This is a genomic window from Microbacterium sp. USTB-Y, assembly GCF_023703415.1.
In the GTDB taxonomy this organism is placed as follows: domain Bacteria; phylum Actinomycetota; class Actinomycetes; order Actinomycetales; family Microbacteriaceae; genus Microbacterium.
This window is the reverse complement of record NZ_JAGMTU010000004.1, coordinates 184,807-202,051: the sequence shown is the minus strand read 5'-3', so window position 1 is coordinate 202,051 and position 17,245 is coordinate 184,807. Positions and strand designations below refer to the sequence as shown.

The window sequence follows — 17,245 nt, the reverse complement described above, 5'->3', positions numbered from 1 at the left end:
AAGGAAAGACATGACAGAACCCGACCAGACCCCGTCGGCCGAGCCGTTCCGCGCGGCGGTGGTCGGCGTGGGGGCCCGGGCCGGGGTCGCCCGGCACGTCGAGGCCGTGGACGGCCGTGTGGTCGCTGCGGTCGACCCCGCACCGCAGTCCGGTGCGCGGGCGGCGCAGCTGTTCGGCGACGTGCCGGTGTTCGCCTCCGTGACCGAGCTGCTCGCCTCCGGCGTCGTGCTCGACGGAGCCTTCGTCACGACGCCCGACTTCACGCATGCCGACATCTCTGTCGAGCTTCTGGAGGGCGGCGTCCCCGTCTACCTGGAGAAGCCCCTCGCGATCTCGATCGAGGACGCCGATCGGATCCTGCAGACCGCGTATCGGACGGGATCCAAGCTCTACGTGGGGCACAACATGCGGCACATGCGAGTGGTGCGCATGATGAAGGACATCGTCGACCGGGGCGAGGTCGGCGAGGTCAAGGCGATCTGGTGCCGCCACTTCGTCGGTCACGGGGGCGATTACTACTTCAAGGACTGGCACGCCGAGCGGGACAAGGCCATGAGCCTGCTGCTGCAGAAGGGCGCCCACGACATCGACGTCATGCACTGGCTCGCGGGGACGTCGTCCCGCACGGTGGTCGGAGTCGGCGACCTCGCGGTGTACGGGGATGTCGAGTCCCGGCGGGACAACTCCGACCGGCGCATGGGGGACTGGTTCTCGATGGACAGCTGGCCACCGCGTGCGCAGCAGGATCTGAATCCGGTCATCGACGTCGAGGACATCTCGATGATCATGATGCGGACGGACTCCGGTGTCCTCCTGAGCTACCAGCAGTGCCACTTCACGCCGGACTATTGGCGCAACTACACGGTGATCGGCACCGAGGGGCGCATCGAGAACTTCGACGACGGCACGGGCGGCGAGATCCGCCTCTGGAACGCGCGCAGCGACTACCTCGAGAAGGGGCACGTGCGCTATCCGATCGAGGACGGCGGCGAGGGAGGGCACGGGGGAGCGGATCCGCTCACGGTCGCCGAGTTCGTCGCCTTCGTGCGCCACGGCAGCCCGACCGACACCAGCCCGGTGGCCGCGCGCGACGCGGTCGCCGCGGGGATCGCCGGCGCGATCTCGATCCGATCCGGATCCCGTCCGCAGGAGATCCCTGCGCTGCCCGACGAGGTGCTCGCCTACTTCGCGGCGCACCAGCCCGCGCGCCGCTGAGCGGGGTCCGGGCCGAGACGACGAAGGAGGGCCGTCCCCAGGGGACGGCCCTCCTTCGTCGAAGAGCGCTGCTTCGAACGCCCTGCGGGAGCTTTCGTGACGAGGGTCACATGAGGATCATGTCCCCGTCGGCCGCGCGGTACTCCTCGACGGAGGGCGGAACGGGGATGCTCTCGCTCCCGGTGCGGAAACCGCGTACCGAGGTGAGGACGGGATCGGGCCCGGTCAGCTCGATCTCGACCTCGGACAGCGTGAGCGCGGGGAACGCGTGCAGTCGTCCGGCGCCGATGGTCTGACCCGCGGCGATCTCCGCGCCGGACGCCACGATGCGGTGCGCGGCGACGCGTTGACCGCCCTCGAGATCCTCGACGAGCTCGAGGTGATCGAGCGTGACCTCGGAGCCGAAGTCCGCCCGCCACCGACCGGGCGCGACAGCCGTGAGAGCGGCCGTGCGCGGTGCCGCGAAGCGGCGTTCGAGCTCGTCCGAATACTCCTGCAGGCGGGTCAGGTCCGCATCGTCGATGAGTCCGTCCCGGTTCGGGGGAACGTTCAGCAGCAGGTTGGCGCCCAGCCCCACGGACCGGTAGTGGATCGCCAGCAGGTGCTCCAGGGTCTTGGGGGCGTCGTCGGGGTGCCAGAACCAGCCGTGGCGCAGCGAGACGTCGCACTCGGGAGGCAGATAGCGCTCGCCGAAGTCGAGGACCTCGTCGGTGTGGACATCGTTGCGCGTCACGTCGACGACGTACTCGACGGGATCCGCGGCGAGGCCGTCTTCGTTGCCGACCCATCGGATGTCGGGATCGCCCATGTTGAAGACCACGGCGCCGGGCTGGTGGGTGCGGACCACCTCGATGATCTTCTTCCAGTCGTAGCTCCGGCCGGCGGAGCCTGCGCCGTCGAACCAGATCTCGACGAGATCTCCGTACTGCGTGCACAGCTCGGTGAGCTGCGCGCAGTAGAAGTCGTCATAGGCCGCAGCGTCGGAGTAGCGGGGCTCGTGACGGTCCCACGGCGAGAGATAGAGCCCGAGGCCCATCCCCGCCTCGGCGCACGCATCGGCGAGCTCCCGGACGACGTCGCCCGCCCCGTCGCGCCAGGGGCTCGAAGCCACGGAGTAGTCGGTCGTGGACGTGGGCCACAGGCAGAAGCCGTCGTGATGCTTGGCCGTCAGCACGACGTAGGTCGCGCCCGCCACCCGCGCTGCCGCGACCCACTGCCGGGCGTCGAGCCGTCGCGGGTCGAAACTCGCCGGGGACAGCGTTCCGTCGCTCCACTCCACACCGGCGAAGGTGTTCAGCCCGAAATGCAGGAAGACCCCGATGCCGCCGCGCTGCCAGCGCAGCTGTGCGGGGGTCGGGTGGTGTGCAGCGGTGTCTGCGGAAATCGACATCGTTCTCCAGTGGGTGCGCCGGCGGCGGCGCGGCGGGTGCGAGCGCTCGGCGCTGCGGACGAGGGGGTGGGACGGATGGCTCCAGGCCATCCGTCCCACGGACTACTTCGAGGTGCCCTGCGAGACGGATCCCTGCAGCTGGCGCTGGAACAGGATGTAGATGATCAGCACCGGGATGATGGTGATGATCACCGCGGCGAACATCGCGCCGAAGTCGAGGGAGTAGCCCGCCGACGAGGCGAACGACGCCATGCCCTGGCTGAGCACGTAGTTGTCCTTGTTCGGGTTCAACGCGATCGGGAGCAGGAACTGGTTCCACAGGCCGAGGAAGTTCATGATCGCGATCGCGGCGAGGCCGGGCTTGGCCATCGGCAGCATCACCTGGAAGAAGGTGCGCCACTCGCTGGCGCCGTCCAGGTAGGCCGCCTCCTGGATCTCATACGACAGCGACTTGAAGAACGAGTACAGGAAGAACACGGTGAACGGCAGCGCGTAGGCCACGTACACGACGATCAGGCCGGGCAGGGTCCCGAGCAGCCCGATGTTCTGCAGGATCCCGAACAGGGGCACGATCGCGAGGAACACCGGGAAGGTGAGCCCCGCGAGCATCAGGTAGTAGACGACCCGGCTGCCCGGCACCTCGAACCTCGCGAGCACGTAGGCGCACATCGCGCCCAGCAGCATCACGAAGAAGAGCGAGAAGCCGACGACGATGACCGTGTTCAGGAACATCCCGCCGAAGTTGTTCCCGACCCAGGCGGTGACGTAGTTGTCGAAGTTCCACTGCGCAGGCAGGCCGAACGGCGACTTGAAGATCTCTTTCGTGGTCTTGAACGAGCCGATGATCGTCCACACCAGGGGAAGGATCACGACCAGCGACCAGAGCGCCAGCACGACGTGCGAGACGCCGCCGACCACCTTGTCGCTCGTCGTCGACTTCGTGATGTGGACGTCGTTCGTCTTGCGTCCGACCGTGACCGCGGCGCGCGTGTCGAGGCTCATGAGCGTCCCCCTTCATCCTTGCCGCCGATGAGGCGGAACACCAGCATGACGATTCCGGCGAAGGCCAGCGAGAGCACGGCGAGCACGACGCCCATCGCGGTCGCCAGACCGAACTGGCCCTTCTCGAAGGCCGTGCGGAACAGGTACTGGCTCATCACCAGGGTCGAGTTGTTGGGACCGCCTGTCGAGTTCAGGCCGGCCATGTAGACGAAGGCATCCAGTGCGGCGATGCCCAGGTAGATGTACGAGGTCTGCACGTTGTCGCGGATCTGCGGCAGCATGATCGACGTCACCGTACGGAACCGTCCGGCGCCGTCGATGCGCGCGGCCTCGAGGGTCTCCGCGGGGATCCCCTTGATGGCCGCGATGAAGAGCACCATGTAGAAGCCGACCATTCCCCAGACCATGACGAAGATCGAGGCGGCCATCGCCGTGCGCTGATCGCCCAGCCACGCGAACTGGTTCGTGTCGATGCCGAAGACGCCCAGGACGCCGTTGAGCAGTCCACTGGGGGCGTAGATCATGTTCCACAGGATCGCGATGACGATCGCGGGGATGACGTACGGGAAGAACGACACCACGCGGTAGAAGGTCGAGCCCCTCAGCCCCCGGACCTGGCCGTGGCTCGGGCCGCCGACGGTGATCAGGCTGGCGAACAGGAGCGCGATCACGATCGTGACGAGCGGGACGACGACGGCGAGCAGCGCGTTGTTCGCCATGGCCTGCATGAACGCCGAGTCCTGGAACAGCCGGACGAAGTTGTCGAGCCCCACGAAAGACATGTTGGGCGAGAAGCCGGTCCAGTTCGTGAGCGAGACATAGACCGCCTGGATGAACGGCCAGATGACGAACACCAGGAAGAGCGCGACCGGGAGGACGAAGAAGACCGCGAGGAACGAGATGTAATCGGGGGTGAGCTTCCGGGGAAGCCCCGCACGGGGCGCCTTGCGGCGCCCCGTGCGGGGAGCGGTCACGGCTGCGGTGTCCAACTCCGCGCCGGACACTCCCGGACCGCTTATGGTCATTACTTGATCTCGATCTTCGTGACAGAGCTGTCGTTACGGACCTTGTCGACCAGGTCCTGCAGCGCCTTGGTGATCTCGGCCACCGTCATCTTGCCGTCCAGGAACGAGTTCCAGATCGGCAGCTGGTCGGAGTTCATGCCGTAGAGGTTGGTCGACTTGATGGTGAAGACGTTCTCACCCGCAGCGTCCAGCATCTTGATCTGCGAGGCCAGCGCCGTCGAGCCGAAGGCGTCGTCCGGGACGGTGCCCTTGACGATGGTCGGCGCGAACTTCGACTTGGCGGTCCAGGTCGCGGCCTCCTTCGACAGCATCGTGCGCAGCAGCTCCTTGCCGCCGGCGGCGTTCTTCGCCTTGGTCGGGACGACGAACGGCTCGCCGGCCTCGGCGCGCATGGTGCCCTTCGGCGTGGTCTGCTTGTCGTCGAGGGGGAGCTCCGGGATGCCCATCATCTTGAAGCCGTCCGCGGTCTGCTTCTTCATCTCGTTCTCGATCCACGAGCCCGAGGGGTAGAGCAGGGCGGCCTCGTCGAGGCTCCACTGCGACTGCGCCTGCGTGAACTGCGTGCCGGATCCGCCGGGCTTCATGTAGCCCGCCTGGATCAGGTCGTACAGGATCGTCAGGATCGACTGCAGGGTCGGGTGCGACCAGCAGTTCTCCTTCAGGTTCTCCAGCGGCAGGCGCACGTCGTCGCCGGACTGGATCACCGCGGAGTCGATGACGAGCGTCTGGTAGTACGTCGCCGCCTCCTTGCCCCAGACGAAGAGGTACTTGCCCTTCGCCTTGGCCGCTGCGCCCAGGTCCTTGAGGTCCTGCCAGCTGGTCGGGACCTTGTAGCCGTCCTTCTCGAACAGGCTCGACGAGTACCACAGTCCGAACACGGTCATGAAGTAGTTGATCGCCACGAACTTGCCGCCGAAGGTGCCCGGATCCTTGACGCCGCCGTAGAGCGTGTCGCTGATCTTGGTGCCCTCGAGGTTGTTCGACTCGAGCACGTCGGTCAGGTCCTCGAGCTGGTCGAGGATCGTGTTCCAGCCGATCGAGTTCGCACCGGAGTTGTCGATGAGGTCCGGCGGGTTGCCGCCGACGAACCGCGGCTGCAGCTCCTGGGCGATCTTGGTGGAGGGGGAGATCTTGGCGGTCGCGCCGTCCAGCTTCTTGTTGCCGCCCATGATCTTCGCCGCGTTCTCGACGTAGTCCACGCCGTAGCCGCCGTCGAAGATCACCGCGTCGACCTTGGAGTTCGCCGCGACGCCGAACGGGTTGTCCGCCGACTTCGTGCCTCCGGCGCTGCCGCTGCCGGAGCCGCCGCTCGGACCGGCGCAGGATGCCAGGCTGACGCCGAGCGGCACCATGACCGCCGCGAGCGCCGCACCGCGAAGCAGCGAACGCCGGCTGATGATGGAAGCGTCCTTGGTTTCCATGTGATTGTTGCCTTCCTAGTGGGTGGTGAGGGTGAGGATGAGTCTGTGGGCGCTCAGGCGCCGCGGCGGAGCCGGTCGAGGTAGCGCGCTTCGAGCGCGGAGTTGTGCTCGTCGCCGCCGGGGATGTTGGCGGAGATGTACATCGGCGGAACCTCGCCGGCCTCCGCGAGGGTGCGGGCGACGCCGAGCGTGAGCAGCTGCGCGATGAACGCGGCGGTGATCGACGAGATGGCCCCGGCCGAGATCGTGTCGGTGACCTGCAGCGTGGAGTCTCCGTAGGGAGCCAGGTTGTCGATCACGACGTCGGCGATCTCGCTGAGGCGCTTGCCGCTCGGGTGCTTCGGCTCGACCCGTGCGGTGTGCTCGAGGCTGGTGACGGCGATGACCTTGTGGCCGTGCTCCTTCGCCCACAGGGCGACGCCGACGATGGATCCGTTCACGCCGGAGTTGGAGGCGATCACGAACACGTCGTTCTCCGTCACGGGGGAGACGGCCATGAGCTCGTCGACGACCCACGGCTCGCGCTCGAGCGAGCCCGTCAGCACGTCGGCGCTGCGCTCGCCGTGCAGCACGATGTCGCGCAGGGCGATGCGGTTGGTGGGGATGAGCCCGCCCGCGCGGCCGGCGATCTCCATCGCGAAGGCCTCGGAGTGCCCGGTGCCGAACGCCTGGATCACGCCTCCGTCGCGGAGCGCGGCGACGAGCAGCTCGATCGCGGGATCCAGCCGTCCGTCCTGCGCGTCGGCGGCGAGTCGCTCGAGGCGGGTCTCGGCTTCGCGGAGCAGATCCTGGGGGGAGGCGCTCATCGGTGTGACTCCTTCTGACGGTTCGTGCCGTGCTTGTCCTGGGCGGACAGTCCGCGGCGGTGGGCGGACACGGCCATGGCGCTGGCCGCGAGTCGGGTGGCGGCCTCGCCGAGCGTGCGCTGCGCGACGAGCACGTAGAGCAGGTCGATGACGAGCAGCTGGGCGTGCTTGATCGAGAGGTCGTCGGGGCGCTGGGCGGGGTTCTCCGAGGCCGTGATCAGGGCGACGTCGGCGCTGGAGGCGAGCCAGGAATCCGCGTCGGTGGTGATCGCGACCGTGAGTGCGCCCGCCGCTCGCGCGTGGGACAGCATCTCGATGGTCTCCTCGGTGCGGCCGGTGTTCGAGATGCCGACGGCGACGGAGGAGGCGTCCTGCAGGACCGCGCTGGTGAGGCCGTCGTGCACGTCCGACCAGGAGTGCGCGTTCACGCCGATGCGGTAGAGCCTGCCCCGGAACTCGTCGGCGATCACGCCGCTGCCGCCGACGCCGTAGATGTCGACGTGCCGGGCCTCGGCGATCGCGCCGGCCACGAGCTGGACGTCGTCGAGGTCCAGCAGGCTGGTGGTGACCTCCATGCTGCGCGTGTGCAGGCCGAGCAGCGTCAGCAGCACCCGGTCCGCCGGGTCATCCTGGCCGATGTCCTCGGCGATGTCGGTGCGCCAGGTGGTGCCCGCGTCGCCGCGCCCGGACTCGGCGGCCACTCCGACGCGGAACTGCGTGTAGCCCTCGAAGCCGATCGCCCGGCAGAACCGGGTGACGGTCGCGGCGGAGGTGCCGGCCTGGTCGGCCAGCTCGGTGATGGTGAGCTCGACGGGGGCGGTGGGGTGGGCGGAGATCACGTCGGCGATCTTGGCCATGGCCCTGGGCATCGCCGGACGCCGCAGCGAGATGCGCTGCGTGATCGACAACTCGTTGCCGACGTCCTGCATGAGTGGCACCATTGCCTCCGGTGAAAACGCGTCGTGGATCGACATGGTTCGGGTGAAAAACATTCTCATCAGGTCGCGGATGAAAAATCAAGTAGGACAGATAACAAATTGGGGTTCAACATGCTCGTGATGGGTGTGGACGCGGGTGGGACGTCGACCAGGGCGGTGCTCGCGACGGACCGGGGTGAGTGCGTCGGGTTCGGTCGCGGAGCCAGCGGAAATCCGACGTCATCGGGAATTCCCGTGGCGCTCGCCGAGGTCCGCCGTGCGATCGCCGGCGCGCTGGACGAGGCAGGAGCCACTCTCGCCGACGTGTCGTGGATCGTCGTCGCCATGGCGGGTCACGATGCGCGCGGCGGCGCGTCGGACTGGATCCTGGATCCGCTCACGCAGGACGGCTTCGCGGGAACGCTGACCTTCGAGTCCGATCTGCTCGCGATGTACGCGAGCGGCGCCGTCGCCCCCGTGGGCTATGGACTGGTGTGCGGCACCGGGGCGAGCGCGGTGCGCGTGGAGGGCGGCCGGATCGTGGCCACGGCGGACGGCCTGGGCTGGCTGCTCGGCGACCGCGGCAGCGGCTTCTGGATCGGACGCGCCGCGGCCGCGGCGGCGGTCGACGAGCTCGACGGGCTCGGACCGGCGACCGCGCTGACGCCGCTCGTGCTGCAGGCGACCGGCGCGACCGGGGCGCGCGACGCGGACGGCGGCGAGGACGGACGATCCGTCGCCCTCGAGCAGCTCGTCCGCGCGCTCTACGCCCGGCGCCCGGTGCAGCTCGCGGCCTTCGCCCCGCTCGTGTTCGACGCGGCCGATGCGGAGGATCCCGTGGCCAGGCGGATCCTCACCGAAGCCGGAGACCAGCTGGTGCGGACGCTCGAGCTCGTGAGCGGGACGCCGGGACCGATCGTCGCTGGCGGCAGCATCGTCTCCCGCGGCGGGATCCCGCAGGACCGGCTGCGCGCGCACCTCGACGCGGCTTTCGGCAGGCAGTCGTTCGTGCTCGTCGACAGCGGCGCGGCCGGGGCGACGATGCTCGCGCTGCGCCACGCGGGCGTCGAGGTCGACGAGGAGACGCTGCGCCGGGTCAGGGCCGGGATCCCCGCCTGACGGCGGGAGCCCGGCGGCGCATCCGGATCGGGCACCGGACGGTCGGCCCGCCGGGCGCGGGGACGGCGGTGGCAGCGAGGCGCACGCCGTAGAATCGGAGTCCTATGAACCCCGAAGCCCTCGCCGCAGCGATCCTGTCCGTCCTCGCCCCGATCGCGGACGAGCGACGACCGGGGGAGCCGCTGGCGCTCGACGCCACCGACATCGTGCTCGAGCGCCCCCGCAACCGGGATCACGGCGACTGGGCGACCAACGTCGCCATGCGACTGGCCAAGCAGCTCGGCGCGAACCCGCGTGAGCTCGCACAGCAGATCGCCGACGGTCTCGTCGCGGTGGACGGCATCGCCTCCGCCGAGGTGGCCGGCCCCGGTTTCCTGAACGTGCGTCTCGAGGCCGGCGCCGCCGGCGCCCTGGCGAAGGTCATCGTCGACGCGGGAGAGGCGTACGGGCGCAACGACTCGCAGGCCGGGCGCTCGATCAACGTCGAGTTCGTGTCGGCGAACCCCACCGGGCCGCTGCACATCGGGCACACCCGCTGGGCGGCCCTCGGCGACGCCATCGCGCGGCTCCTGGACGCGAGCGGCGCGAACGTCGCCCGCGAGTTCTACATCAACGACGCCGGCGCGCAGATGGAGCGCTTCGCCGGGTCGATCGTCGCCTCGGCGAAGGGGGAGCCGACCCCGGAGGGCGGCTACGCCGGCAGTTACATCGCCGACATCGCGCAGCGCGTGCTCGCGGACCGACCGGACTTCCTCTCCCTCGATGACGCCGAGCAGCAGCTCGTCGCCCGCGAGCTCGGCTACCGGTACCAGCTCGCGGAGCAGAAGGAGTCGCTCGCGAAGTTCAACGTCGTCTTCGACGTGTGGTTCTCGGAGCGGATCCTGCACGCCAAGGGCGAGGACGGCGGGCCGAGCCTCGTCGATCAGGCCGTCGACCGCCTGCGCGCGCAGGGGCACGTCTTCGACCAGGAGGACGCGGTGTGGGTGCGCACCACGGACTTCGGGGACGACAAGGACCGCGTCATCCGCCGTTCCAACGGCGAGTACACCTACTTCGCCGCGGATGCCGCCTACTACCTGAACAAGGGCGATCGCGGCTTCGAGCACAAGATCTACCTGCTCGGCGCCGATCACCACGGCTACGTCCATCGCCTGAAGGCGCTCGCCGGCGCGGCCGGCGACGACCCGGACAAGGACGTCGAGGTGCTGATCGGCCAGCTCGTCTCCGTGGGCGGCGCGCGGCTCAGCAAGCGCGCGGGCAACATCATCGAGATGGACGACCTGCGCGAGTGGCTCGGCACCGATGCGCTGCGGTACTCGCTCGGGCGCTTCCCGGCCGACTCGCCGCTGTCGCTGGACCCCGAGCTCCTGCAGAAGCGGACGAACGACAACCCGGTGTTCTACGTGCAGTACGCGCACGCCCGCACGCACAACGTGGCGCGCAACGCGGCCGACTCCGGCGTGGACCGCTCGGCGTTCGCCCCGGAGCTGCTCACCCACGAGACCGAGTCCGCGCTGCTCGGCGCGCTGCAGGAGTTCCCGCGGATCGTGGCCTTCGCCGCCGAGGTGCGCGAGCCGCACCGCGTCGCGCGCTACCTGGAGGAGCTCGCCGGGCTCTACCACCGCTGGTACGACACCTGCCGGGTGATCCCGCAGGGCGACGAGCCGATCGAGGACGTGCACCGCACCCGCCTGTGGCTGAACGACGCGACCGGCCAGGTGCTGCGCAACGGGCTCGGCCTGCTCGGGGTGTCCGCTCCGGAGCGGATGTGACGTGAGCGGCGCGGAGGAGGGCATGCACCCGACCGAGCCGTATCCGCGGAACCTCGGGTCCGAGCACCCCGTCGTCGTTCCGCCGGCTCGCGCCGGCGGGCCGCTGCCGTCCGCGCCCATCGCCGTTCCGCCGCCGCGACGACGGGCTCGCTGGCCGTGGGCGGTGGGGATCGTCGTGGTCGTGCTCGCGGCGCTCGCCGTCGGCGGGGAGTTCGTGGCGCGCGCGGTCGTCGCGCAGCAGATCCGCTCGCAGGTGATCACGGCGCTGAAGCTGCCCGCCGATCAGCAGCTGGACGTCAACGTGGGCGGGATCGTGCTGCCGCAGCTGGTGGCAGGGCGGCTGGACGACGTCCGGCTCTCCTCGAAGAGCGTCGCGCTCGGGCCGATCACGAGCGCTGTGCAGGTCGACGCGACGGGCGTGCCCATCCGCGGAGGCGAGCTGGGCAGCGCGAAGGGCACCTTCCGGATCACCGCGGATCAGCTCGAGAAGGCGATCACGGCCGCCGCCGGATCCACCCCGATCGAGTCCGTGACACTCGTCGGCGCCGACGTGAAGGCGACCGGATCCGTGACGCTGTTCGGTGCGAGCGTCCCGCTCTCCCTCGCGCTCACTCCGGGGGCGGTGGACGGCGAGCTCACCTTCACGCCCACCTCGGCGACGATCGGCGCCATGACGCTCGATGCCTCCGACACCTCCTCGCCCTTCGCGAGCGCCCTCAAGCCGCTGTTCGCCACGCAGAAGCTGTGCATCGCCGACCGGCTGCCGGCGGGCGTGCACCTCAGCGGACTCCGGGTGGACGGCGACGCCCTGGTCGCGACGTTCTCTGCGGACAGCGCGATCACGACCGACCCGAAGCTGCTCGAGAACGGCACCTGCCCGGCGAGCTGACTCAGCGCGACGGGCGCTGCTGCGCGGAGACCGCCTCGCGCGCGGCATCGCGTTCGGCGGTGGTCGCCGCGAGCAGTCGCTCCGCCCGATCCAGCCGCCGCTCCTCGAACGTTCGCGGTCGCCCGGACGTGCGGTCCTCGTCGTCCTCCACCCCCGTGATGATCCAGGCGCCGGCCAGCAGCACGACCTGCGCGGACAGGTTCAGCCACAGCAGCAGCGCGATGAGCGCGGCGAACGACGCGAGCAGGGGATTCGACGCAGCGCCTCCGACGAACAGGGTCGACAGCTGCTGCAGCACGAGCAGGCCGAGGCCGCCGAGGAGGGATCCCGCCCAGAGGGTGCGCGCTCGGGCGCGCACTCCGGAGAGCACGGAGAAGAGTCCCGCGATGAGCGCGGTGTCCAGCGCGAACACGATGAGCAGCGACAGCAGCCGCTCGATCCAGGCCGTCGCGGGGGAGTGCCGGAAGCCGAGCAGGTCGGCGATCTGGTCCAGCCCCACAGATCCGATCACGGTGGCCGCGGCGCTCAGCGCGAAGCCGATCCCGATCCCGAGCGCGAGTCCGAGGTTGCGTGCGATCACCCAGTACCACTGCACGTCGTCGGCGAGGGCGCCGGCGAGCGTGCGCAGGGCGATGCGCAGCGACCCGATCGCGCCCAGCGCCGCGCCGATGAGCCCGGCGAGCGACACGATCCCCGCGATCGAGAGACCGGTGGGTGCGGTGATCTTCGCCGGGTCGATGAGTCCGCCGGATCCGACGAGCCCCGGCACCGCGGCGTCGACCGCTCGGGCGAGCGCGGCGAGAGCCTCGGGGTTCCCGGCCAGCCACAGTCCCGCGGCCGAGAAGCCGAGCAGCACCGCGGCGAACACGCTGAAGAGGGCCCGGTAGGTGATCCCGTCCGCCAGGGCGGGGCCGTGCTTCTCGGAGTAGAGCAGCCAGGCGCGTGCGACACGCCAGCTCAGCACGCGGCCGAGCACGGCCTCGATCCCCTTCTGGATCCGCGTCTTCTCGGCCGGTGCGTGCTCGGAGTCGGTGCGGGTACCCATGCGTCGAGCGTAGCGAGAGGAGAGTGCCGGGACGGAGGCGCTTGACGCGGGGGCCGCTCCGTGTCAGCTCAGCCCGCAGAAGCGCGGTGCAGGGCGGGGCGCACCACCGGCCCGCGCGGAGAGGCGTGCGCTTCGCACGGAGTCGTGCATCTGCTTCGGAGGAAATCGCCGGATCCCTCCGTCGAAGGTGCACATCTCCGGCGGAAGCGCACCGCGCGCGCCGACGGACCTCAGGGGCCCGCGACGACTTCCGCCTTGAAGCCGTCGCTGTTCTCGAGCCATCCGGCGTAGTGGTCAGGCCCGCCGGCGTGCGGGTAGCGGTCGCCGTACAACGTCCGCCATCCATGCGCCTCGGCGGCGGCCATCAGCGCATCGACCTGGGTGCGGGAGCCTCCGTGGAACGCCAGGTGGTTCAGGCCGGGGAGCCGCCGGTCGTGACTCGCGCCATGCAGCGCGGGGGCGGAGCAGATCGTGAGGTACGCCTCGCCCGCCCGCCAGGAACAGCCGTCGGCCCAGGCGTCGTCGGCCTCGAACCCGATCTGCTCGAGCAGCCAGCCCCACTCGGCGCCGGCGCGTACCAGGTCGACGACCCAGAGTTCGACATGATGGAAGCCGCGCATCCCGTCATCCAATCAGACGACCCGCAGGCGCGCACCGCACCGTCACACCCGTCGGGGCGAGGCGGTGCGGTGCCTTAGAATTCTCAGAACCCGGCCCGCTCTGGGTCGGGCTCGAAACCCGAGTCCCCCACGACGATTGGTGCCCTGTGCTTCCCGCATCGCCCGACGACGCGCTCGCCCCGGACTGGCTGCAGGAACCGGCCGATCCGAACGATCTCGCCCCGGGGGTGTGGCCGGCTTCCGCCCGGCGGGACGCCGACGGAGAGCTGGAGCTCGGCGGCGTCGGCGTCGCGGAGCTCCGGGCCCGTTTCGGCACCCCCCTCTACGTGCTGGACGAGGCCGAGGTCCGCGCGCACGCCCTCCGGATCAGGAGCGCGTTCGACGCCGCGGCGGCCGCCCACGGGACGAAGGCTCGCGTGTACTACGCGGGCAAGGCGTTCCTCAGCACCGAGGTCGCGCGCTGGGTGACGCAGGAAGGGCTCCGGGTCGACGTCTGCAGCCGCGGCGAGCTGGAGACGGCCCTCGCCGCGGGCGTCAAGCCTTCGCGGATCGGCTTCCACGGCAACAACAAGAGCGTGTCCGAGCTGGAGCGCGCGGTCGAGGTGGGCGTCGGCACGATCATCCTCGACTCCGCGATCGAGATCGAGCGCCTCGGAGCGATCGCGGAGCGCCGCGGCGCCGTGCAGCGCGTGCTGCTGCGCGTCAACAGCGGCGTGCACGCGGAGACGCACGACTTCCTCGCCACGGCGCACGAGGACCAGAAATTCGGGACTCCGCTGGAGGCGGCGCCCGCGCTCGTCGAGCGGATCCGCGAGATCCCCAGCCTCAAGCTGCGCGGCCTGCACTGCCACATCGGATCCCAGATCTTCGGATCCCGCGGCTTCGCCGAGTCGGCCTCCCGGATGATCGAGCTGCACGCGGCGTTGCGGGAGGGCGGCGAGCTGCCCCTGCTCAACCTCGGCGGAGGCTTCGGCATCGCCTATACGTCGGCCGACGACCCGACCCCGATCGAAGAGCTCGCGGACGCGATCGTCGACGCGGTCGCGCGCGAGTGCGAAGTGCGCGGCATCCCGGTCCCGACGCTGGCCTTCGAGCCCGGCCGTGCCGTGGTGGGCCAGGCCGGAGTGACGGTCTACGAGGTCGGCACGACCAAGGAGGTCTCGCTCGGCGACCGCGGCGAGCGGCTCTACGTGAGCGTGGACGGCGGCATGAGCGACAACGCACGGCCGGCCCTCTACGGATCCCAGTACTCGGCACGCATCGCCTCGCGCGAGGGCACGGGCGCTCCCGTGCTCGCCCGCGTCGTGGGCTCGCACTGCGAATCGGGGGACATCGTCGTCGATCACGAGTACCTCCCCTCCGACGTCACCCCGGGCGACCTGCTCGCGGTGCCGGCGACCGGCGCATACTGCTACGCGCTGTCCAGCAACTACAACCACACCCCGCGCCCCGCGGTCGTCGCCGTGCGCGACGGCCAGGCGCGGGTGATCGTGCGGGGGGAGACCCTCGCCGACCTCCTGTCCCGGGACGCCGGCATCGCCGCGTCGGGGGCGGAGCGCACCGGTGCCCGCACCGGAGAAGGAGAAGCATGACGGAACTCGCCGGCCACCGCCGCACCCTCCGCGTCGCCCTGCTCGGCGCCGGATCCGTGGGATCCCAGGTCGCGCGCCTGCTGCTCGAGCACCAGGCCGACCTCGCCGAGCGCAGCGGGGCGACGCTCGAGCTCGCCGGGATCCTCGTCCGCGACGTGGACGCGCCGCGCGACGCGGAGCTGCCGCGCGAGCTGCTCACCACCGACGCCGATGCGCTGATCCTCGGCGCCGACATCGTGATCGAGCTCATGGGCGGGATCGAGCCGGCACGCGGCTATGTCCTCCAGGCGCTGCAGAGCGGCGCCGACGTCGTGACCGGCAACAAGGCGCTGCTCGCGACGCACGGCGCCGAGATCTTCGAGGCCGCCGACCAGGTGGGTGCTTCCGTCTCGTACGAGGCGGCCGTCGCCGCCGCGATCCCGATCATCCGGCCGCTGCGCGACTCCCTCGCCGGCGATCGCATCGAGCGGATCTTCGGCATCGTCAACGGCAGCACGAACTTCATCCTCGACTCGATGGACCGTCAGGGCCTGAGCGCCGAGGAGGCGCAGCGGATCGCGACCGAGCTCGGCTACCTCGAGGCCGACCCGACGCTGGACCTCGAGGGCTACGACGCCGCGCAGAAGGCCGCGATCCTCGCGAGCCTCGCGTTCCACACCCAGGTCTCGATCGACGACGTGCACCGCGACGGCATCTCGTCGGTGACCGCCGACATGATCGACGACGCCCGGCGCGCCGGGTACGTGATCAAGCTGCTCGCCGTGTGCGAGCGCCTCTCGGAGCCGGAGGGCGACGCGGTCTCGGTGCGCGTCTACCCGGCGCTCATCGATCGCGAGCATCCGCTGGCCAGCGTGCACGGCGGCAACAACGCCGTGTTCGTCGAGGCGGAGGCGGCGGGGCCGCTCATGTTCTACGGAGCGGGCGCCGGCGGCGTGCAGACCGCGTCCGCCGTGCTCGGGGACGTCGTCTCCGCGGCGCGCCGGCACATCGCGGGCGGCGTGGGCGTGGGCGAGTCGGCCCGGCAGAGCCTGCCGATCGCGCCGTTCGGTCACATCACCACGCGCTACCAGATCACCATCGAGGTCGCCGACGTCACGGGCGTTCTCGCGACCGTGGCCGGAACGCTGAGCGACCACGGCGTCTCCATCGCCACCGCGTTGCAGACGATCGAGCGCGGCGAGGACAGTACGACCGCGCGCATCGTGATCGGCACGCATCGCGCGACCGAGCAGGCGCTCAGCGACACCGTCGCCCGGCTCGCCGACAGCGAGGCCGTCACCCGCGTGGTGTCGGTGCTGCGCGTCGAGGGGGAGTGACGTGAGCGCTGCGGCAGGCCCGATGCCGGGCCCTGAGGCACTCGAAGGGCGCACCGTCGAGGTGCGCGTCCCGGCCACCAGCGCCAATCTCGGTCCCGGGTTCGACACCCTCGGGCTCGCGCTGAGCATGTACGACGAGCTCGAGGTGACGGCCCTGGAGCCGGGGGTCTACGAGATCGAGGTCAGCGGATCCGGTGCGGAGGAGATCGCCCGCGACGCATCGAACCTCGTCGTCCGGTCGATCGCGCACGTGTTCGCCGATGCGGAGGTCGCGATGCCCGGCATCCGCCTCGTGGCGCGCAACGGCGTGCCCCACGGACGCGGACTCGGGTCGTCCGGGGCCGCGGTGGCGGCGGGCGTCCTCGCCGCGCAGGGACTGCTCGAGGGCATCGTCGAGCTCGACGACGCCGCGCTCCTGCGCCTGGCCACCGAGCTGGAGGGACACCCCGACAACGTGGCTCCGGCCCTGTTCGGCGGCCTCACGATCGCCTGGACAGGGGAGCGGGGCCCGCAGCACAAGAAGCTGCTCGTGCACCGCGGTGTGTCGCCGCTCGTGCTCGTGCCCGGGTACACGATGTCGACGAAGGCGGCGCGCAGCCTGCAGCCGGATCAGGTGCCCAGCGAGGACGCGGTCTTCAACGTCTCCCGCTCCGCCCTGCTCATCGCCGCCCTCACCCAGAGCCCCGATGTGCTGCTGGACGCGACCGACGACCGGCTGCACCAGGACTACCGCGCACCGGCGATGCCGGAGACGAACCGGCTGGTGCGCGCCCTGCGGGCCGAGGGCTTCGCGGCGGTCGTCTCGGGGGCGGGCCCCAGCGTGCTCGTGCTCTGCGATGGACCCGGCAGCCGTCTCGACGCGGTCCGGATCGCCGAGGCCGCGACGGACACTCCGTGGATCCCGCAGATGGTCGCCGTCGATGTGCGAGGTGGTACAGTGAGGGAACGAGCGGAGGGTTCTTCGTCACAATCGTGATCCCGGCCCGCGACGCACTTCCTGCGTCAGCCGCACAGCATCCGAAACCGCACCGCGAGCCGGTCATCGAGCTCGTCGAGAGCGTGTTCTCCGGGTGGCATGCAGGGGACAGCCTGTTCTCGGCATGATCGTGCGGTCG

Annotated in this window: 15 protein-coding genes; 7 read left to right on the top strand and 8 right to left on the bottom strand. The window is 70.3% G+C overall.

The features are described from left to right. Positions 1-10: 10 nt before the first annotated feature. Complete coding sequence (locus J8G10_RS11720) at positions 11-1,216, top strand: Gfo/Idh/MocA family protein (protein WP_251444754.1); 1,206 nt, start codon at positions 11-13, stop codon at positions 1,214-1,216. Between the two features lie 106 nt (positions 1,217-1,322). Here J8G10_RS11720 and J8G10_RS11715 read toward each other — a convergent pair whose 3' ends face one another. The 6 genes from J8G10_RS11715 to J8G10_RS11690 form a co-directional block, all read right to left on the bottom strand. After that, positions 1,323-2,606, bottom strand: coding sequence for an alpha-L-fucosidase (locus tag J8G10_RS11715; protein ID WP_251444751.1), 1,284 nt, complete (start codon positions 2,604-2,606; stop codon positions 1,323-1,325). Between the two features lie 102 nt (positions 2,607-2,708). Next, positions 2,709-3,608: a carbohydrate ABC transporter permease gene (locus J8G10_RS11710; RefSeq protein WP_251444748.1), complete on the bottom strand. Its 900-nt coding sequence runs from the start codon at positions 3,606-3,608 to the stop codon at positions 2,709-2,711. Then, positions 3,605-4,582: a carbohydrate ABC transporter permease gene (locus tag J8G10_RS11705; RefSeq protein ID WP_251444745.1), complete on the bottom strand. Its 978-nt coding sequence runs from the start codon at positions 4,580-4,582 to the stop codon at positions 3,605-3,607. Before J8G10_RS11705 ends, J8G10_RS11710 begins: the two co-directional genes overlap by 4 nt. A 50-nt stretch (positions 4,583-4,632) precedes the next feature. Beyond that, complete coding sequence (gene ngcE, locus J8G10_RS11700; RefSeq protein ID WP_251444743.1) at positions 4,633-6,054, bottom strand: N-acetylglucosamine/diacetylchitobiose ABC transporter substrate-binding protein; 1,422 nt, start codon at positions 6,052-6,054, stop codon at positions 4,633-4,635. A 53-nt stretch (positions 6,055-6,107) separates the two neighbouring features. Next, entirely contained in the window at positions 6,108-6,860 is a 753-nt protein-coding gene (locus J8G10_RS11695; protein ID WP_251444738.1) for a sugar isomerase domain-containing protein, read from the bottom strand. Further along, positions 6,857-7,789: a MurR/RpiR family transcriptional regulator gene (locus tag J8G10_RS11690; protein WP_251445389.1), complete on the bottom strand. Its 933-nt coding sequence runs from the start codon at positions 7,787-7,789 to the stop codon at positions 6,857-6,859. The genes J8G10_RS11695 and J8G10_RS11690 overlap by 4 nt, the downstream gene beginning before the upstream one ends. A gap of 120 nt (positions 7,790-7,909) precedes the next feature. Between J8G10_RS11690 and J8G10_RS11685 the strand changes: the two genes are divergently transcribed. The 3 genes from J8G10_RS11685 to J8G10_RS11675 all read left to right on the top strand — a co-directional run bounded on the left by J8G10_RS11685 (position 7,910) and on the right by J8G10_RS11675 (position 11,557). Continuing rightward, positions 7,910-8,896, top strand: coding sequence for a BadF/BadG/BcrA/BcrD ATPase family protein (locus tag J8G10_RS11685; protein WP_308220696.1), 987 nt, complete (start codon positions 7,910-7,912; stop codon positions 8,894-8,896). A gap of 104 nt (positions 8,897-9,000) precedes the next feature. Then, positions 9,001-10,668, top strand: coding sequence for an arginine--tRNA ligase (gene argS / locus J8G10_RS11680; protein ID WP_251444735.1), 1,668 nt, complete (start codon positions 9,001-9,003; stop codon positions 10,666-10,668). A gap of 1 nt (position 10,669) precedes the next feature. Next, positions 10,670-11,557 carry a DUF2993 domain-containing protein gene (locus J8G10_RS11675; RefSeq protein ID WP_251444734.1) on the top strand — a complete coding sequence of 296 codons (888 nt, stop codon included), beginning with the start codon at positions 10,670-10,672 and terminating at the stop codon, positions 11,555-11,557. A 1-nt stretch (position 11,558) separates the two neighbouring features. Here the strand turns inward: J8G10_RS11675 and J8G10_RS11670 are convergent, their stop codons facing one another. Together J8G10_RS11670 and J8G10_RS11665 are read right to left on the bottom strand one after the other, a co-directional pair. Further along, positions 11,559-12,602, bottom strand: coding sequence for a YhjD/YihY/BrkB family envelope integrity protein (locus tag J8G10_RS11670; RefSeq protein WP_251444731.1), 1,044 nt, complete (start codon positions 12,600-12,602; stop codon positions 11,559-11,561). A 230-nt stretch (positions 12,603-12,832) separates the two neighbouring features. Further along, entirely contained in the window at positions 12,833-13,222 is a 390-nt protein-coding gene (locus J8G10_RS11665; protein WP_251444728.1) for a VOC family protein, read from the bottom strand. Between the two features lie 146 nt (positions 13,223-13,368). Here J8G10_RS11665 and lysA point away from each other — a divergent pair, with 146 nt between their 5' ends. From lysA to thrB, 3 genes are read left to right on the top strand one after another with little or no spacing between them, the layout of a single operon-like run. After that, positions 13,369-14,814 (top strand): diaminopimelate decarboxylase, encoded by a 1,446-nt coding sequence (lysA, locus tag J8G10_RS11660; RefSeq protein ID WP_251444724.1) that lies wholly within the window; start codon positions 13,369-13,371, stop codon positions 14,812-14,814. Then, a complete protein-coding gene (locus J8G10_RS11655) occupies positions 14,811-16,130 on the top strand; it encodes a homoserine dehydrogenase (protein WP_251444721.1) in 1,320 nt (439 codons plus the stop codon). Before lysA ends, J8G10_RS11655 begins: the two co-directional genes overlap by 4 nt. A 22-nt stretch (positions 16,131-16,152) precedes the next feature. Then, entirely contained in the window at positions 16,153-17,106 is a 954-nt protein-coding gene (thrB, locus tag J8G10_RS11650; protein ID WP_251445383.1) for a homoserine kinase, read from the top strand. Positions 17,107-17,245 lie beyond the last annotated feature (139 nt).

What these genes read in the sequence shown, in the direction of transcription:
- argS (WP_251444735.1), top strand. Translation starts at nt 9,001, where the DNA reads ATGAACCCCGAAGCCCTCGCCGCAGCGATCCTGTCCGTCCTCGCCCCG.
- J8G10_RS11670 (WP_251444731.1), bottom strand. Translation starts at nt 12,602, where the DNA reads ATGGGTACCCGCACCGACTCCGAGCACGCACCGGCCGAGAAGACGCGG.
- ngcE (WP_251444743.1), bottom strand. Translation starts at nt 6,054, where the DNA reads ATGGAAACCAAGGACGCTTCCATCATCAGCCGGCGTTCGCTGCTTCGC.
- J8G10_RS11720 (WP_251444754.1), top strand. Translation starts at nt 11, where the DNA reads ATGACAGAACCCGACCAGACCCCGTCGGCCGAGCCGTTCCGCGCGGCG.
- J8G10_RS11695 (WP_251444738.1), bottom strand. Translation starts at nt 6,860, where the DNA reads ATGAGCGCCTCCCCCCAGGATCTGCTCCGCGAAGCCGAGACCCGCCTC.
- J8G10_RS11690 (WP_251445389.1), bottom strand. Translation starts at nt 7,789, where the DNA reads ATGCAGGACGTCGGCAACGAGTTGTCGATCACGCAGCGCATCTCGCTG.
- J8G10_RS11685 (WP_308220696.1), top strand. Translation starts at nt 7,910, where the DNA reads ATGCTCGTGATGGGTGTGGACGCGGGTGGGACGTCGACCAGGGCGGTG.
- J8G10_RS11655 (WP_251444721.1), top strand. Translation starts at nt 14,811, where the DNA reads ATGACGGAACTCGCCGGCCACCGCCGCACCCTCCGCGTCGCCCTGCTC.
- J8G10_RS11665 (WP_251444728.1), bottom strand. Translation starts at nt 13,222, where the DNA reads ATGCGCGGCTTCCATCATGTCGAACTCTGGGTCGTCGACCTGGTACGC.
- thrB (WP_251445383.1), top strand. Translation starts at nt 16,153, where the DNA reads ATGCCGGGCCCTGAGGCACTCGAAGGGCGCACCGTCGAGGTGCGCGTC.
- J8G10_RS11710 (WP_251444748.1), bottom strand. Translation starts at nt 3,608, where the DNA reads ATGAGCCTCGACACGCGCGCCGCGGTCACGGTCGGACGCAAGACGAAC.
- J8G10_RS11715 (WP_251444751.1), bottom strand. Translation starts at nt 2,606, where the DNA reads ATGTCGATTTCCGCAGACACCGCTGCACACCACCCGACCCCCGCACAG.